The following is a 2,984-nucleotide window of genomic DNA, read 5'->3' as shown; positions in this document are numbered from 1 at the left end:
TAGAATATAATTTATTGCATCGAGAAAATGAAGAAGTGATGGCATATGCAGCGGAAAATAACATTACGTTTGTGCCATATTTCCCATTAGCTTCAGGAATTCTTGCAGGTAAATATGATGAAGACCAAACATTTAATGATCATCGTGCAACACGTCGTGACTTCCAACCTGAAGTATTTAAAGATAATGTACGTCGCGTGAAAGAGTTAACTGATATTGCTGAAGCGCACAACACATCCATTGCGAATGTCGTACTAGCATTCTACTTAACACGTCCATCATTAGACGTTGTAATTCCAGGTGCCAAACGTGCTGAACAAGTTGTAGAGAATATCGATGCTGCAAATATTGAATTAACACAAGAAGAAATTGATAAGATTGATCAATTATTCCCAATTGAAAAGTAATTTTTAAGAAGAATTTGGGAGTGGGACAGAAATATAATTTAGCAAAATTATTTTCGTTGTCCCTCTCCCAACTTGCATTGTTTGTAGAATTTCTTTTTAAGAAATTCTCTATGTTGGGGCCCCGCCGGCAAGGATGGCTAGGATTGAAAGAAGCTTGATATAAGCGCACTTTCAATTCAGACATCTACTGCCAATATGTTAAAGAAAGCTGAGACGATTAATTATGTCCCAGCTTCTTTTTTCTGAAGTTTTAAAGATGCCTATTAAGAATGTTATATTAAATAAAAATTTCAAATAAATAATTATATGAATTATGGTGATTTAAAGTGAAACTTTCTAAATTAATAATTTTAGGTTTACTTTCTCTTATACCAATTGAATATTTTATGGCTACAACGATTTATCAAACGCGTACTTCATGGATTTGTATTTTACTCATTATCTATCCTGTTGGCTTAGGTTGGTATCTTAAAACAATAAGTTACTTTCTTTATACGTTGATTGTTAAAATAATGGGTATTTCATTTTCAGTACTGTGTACACATTTATTTATGGACGTTATGGCCACAGCAGAAGCATTTAAAATGTTTGACGCGCCTTTATTAGCAATTATTTTAGGCGTGGTTAATGTAGTTGTAATGATGATAACTTTTTTAATTCACTTTACGATTTTGAATAGAGATGAATAACGAAACGATGGATGCGATGTGTGAAACTAGAACATAGGTGAAAAATTACACCTCCCTTTTTGATATTTTAAAATTTTCAACATAAAAATTGAAGTAGTCTTCAAAATAACGGGTATGAAAAGTACTATAAATACATAACTATGAATACCTTTAAATTGCGGAGGAAATTAATAATGATTACAGTGTTGTTTGGTGGTAGTCGTCCTGATGGGAATACGGCAGAATTAACTCAATATGCTTTGGAAGGTTTAGATTATAACTGGGTAGATGTAACTCAATATCAATTGAATCCTGTACGTGATGTGAGACATGAAAATTACTTTATTGAATCTTATGAGGATGATTATAAGCAACTGATCGATTTAGTTTTAGAAAGTGATACAGTGATATTCGCATCGCCAGTTTATTGGTACAGTATTTCAGCTTCTTTAAAGGCGTTTATTGATCATTGGTCTGAGACAATGCAAGATAAAGACTATCGGGATTTTAAATCTGTAATGGCTAAAAAGGATTTTCGATTAATTCTAGTCGGCGGTGATTGTCCTAAAGTCAAAGCTAAGCCATGTATTACTCAGATGAAATATAGTGTAGAGTTTTTAGGTGGCGAATTGAAAGGTTATATTATTGGAACTGCTGAAAAGCCAGGAGATATCAAGAAAGATACATATGCTTTAGAACGCGCAAAGAATGGAACGAAGAACTAGGTCAATAAGCTTATTACAATTCAACGGAAGAAACATTTTGAATTTTGGTGTTATCTTTCGTTGTTTTTTATTTTTTGAGAGTTAGTCGTTTCGATTAATTCTATTTATCGAAAATTAATTATTTAATAGGGCTTGGTTATTAATAGTTTTAAAATAATTTTTGTATAGGGTTTTTAAATGTTTGAATTGAATTAAGTTAACATAAATGTGATATAATGCCTTTATTAATAGCTTGTAATAGTTAGGGGAGAAAGTAACATGTATAGAGTGAGACAGGCAACTGAGAATGATGTGGTAGCTATTAGAGATGTTGCTACGAAAGCTTGGTATAATACGTATTTAAATATTTACGCAGCTTCTACAGTCAATGAATTATTAGCTGCTTCATATAATGAAACACATTTAATAAAGAGATTAACAGAACAATTATTCTTAGTAGCAGAAGAAGATGAAGAAATTATAGGTTTTGCTAACTTTATCTATGGCGAGGAATTGTACTTAGCTGCGCACTATGTCAGACCAGAATCTCAACATAAAGGTTATGGTACAAGCTTGCTAACAGAAGGTTTAAACCAATTTAAAGGTCAATACGATACGGTTTATTTAGAAGTTGATAATAAAAATAATCATGGTATTGATTATTATAAGGAAAATGGCTTTGAAATCGTTCGTTCATATCAACCAGAAATGTACGGCGAAACAATGGACTTAGCATTAATGAAGAAATCATTTTAAGCAGATAATAGTTGCACACTGAGTAAAGCGACGCAACACTGAAGAAGTCCATTATACGAATAATATGTGAGTGAAATCGAGATTTTCTTAACTGTTTACAATAGACAATTGTCTATGAAATAAAAATCACTGTGAATTTCAATTCAAGTGTTCCTAAGGAGGGGAAATATGGCTCTATCATCATATGCAACAAGTAAATTAGCTGAGGAAAAGGTATTCAAAGATCCAATTCACCGATACATACATGTCAATGATCAACTCATTTGGGATTTGATAAAAACAAAAGAATTTCAACGATTAAGACGTATTAAACAATTAGGAACGCTATATTTATCATTCCATACTGCAGAACATAGTCGTTTCGGACATTCACTAGGTGTGTATGAAATTGTTCGACGTATGATTGATGAATCATTTATAGGTCGAGATGCTTGGGATAATAATGATCG

The 2,984-nt window shown here is 32.2% G+C and carries 3 protein-coding genes and 2 pseudogenes; all 5 read left to right on the top strand.

What is annotated here, in order from left to right; all coding sequences use genetic code 11:
• Positions 1–407: aldo/keto reductase (locus HMPREF3264_RS10370; RefSeq protein WP_141764477.1), on the top strand; the 407-nt coding region annotated here is incomplete at its 5' end.
• Between the two features lie 326 nt (positions 408–733).
• On the top strand, positions 734–1,096 hold the full coding sequence (locus tag HMPREF3264_RS10365; RefSeq protein ID WP_070873264.1) for a hypothetical protein: 363 nt from the start codon (positions 734–736) through the stop codon (positions 1,094–1,096).
• Positions 1,097–1,269: 173 nt separating this feature from the next.
• Positions 1,270–1,808 (top strand): annotated as a pseudogene (locus tag HMPREF3264_RS10360) (flavodoxin family protein).
• 250 nt (positions 1,809–2,058) lie between these two features.
• Positions 2,059–2,535 carry a GNAT family N-acetyltransferase gene (locus tag HMPREF3264_RS10355; protein ID WP_070873263.1) on the top strand — a complete coding sequence of 159 codons (477 nt, stop codon included), beginning with the start codon at positions 2,059–2,061 and terminating at the stop codon, positions 2,533–2,535.
• 168 nt (positions 2,536–2,703) lie between these two features.
• Positions 2,704–2,984 (top strand): annotated as a pseudogene (locus tag HMPREF3264_RS13005) (hypothetical protein); the annotation flags it as partial.

Origin of the sequence: Staphylococcus sp. HMSC62A08, assembly GCF_001839105.1 — a bacterium.
GTDB classification, from domain to species: domain Bacteria; phylum Bacillota; class Bacilli; order Staphylococcales; family Staphylococcaceae; genus Staphylococcus; species Staphylococcus caprae.
Note: the sequence above shows the minus strand (reverse complement) of the source record. Positions and strands in the feature narration are given on the sequence as shown.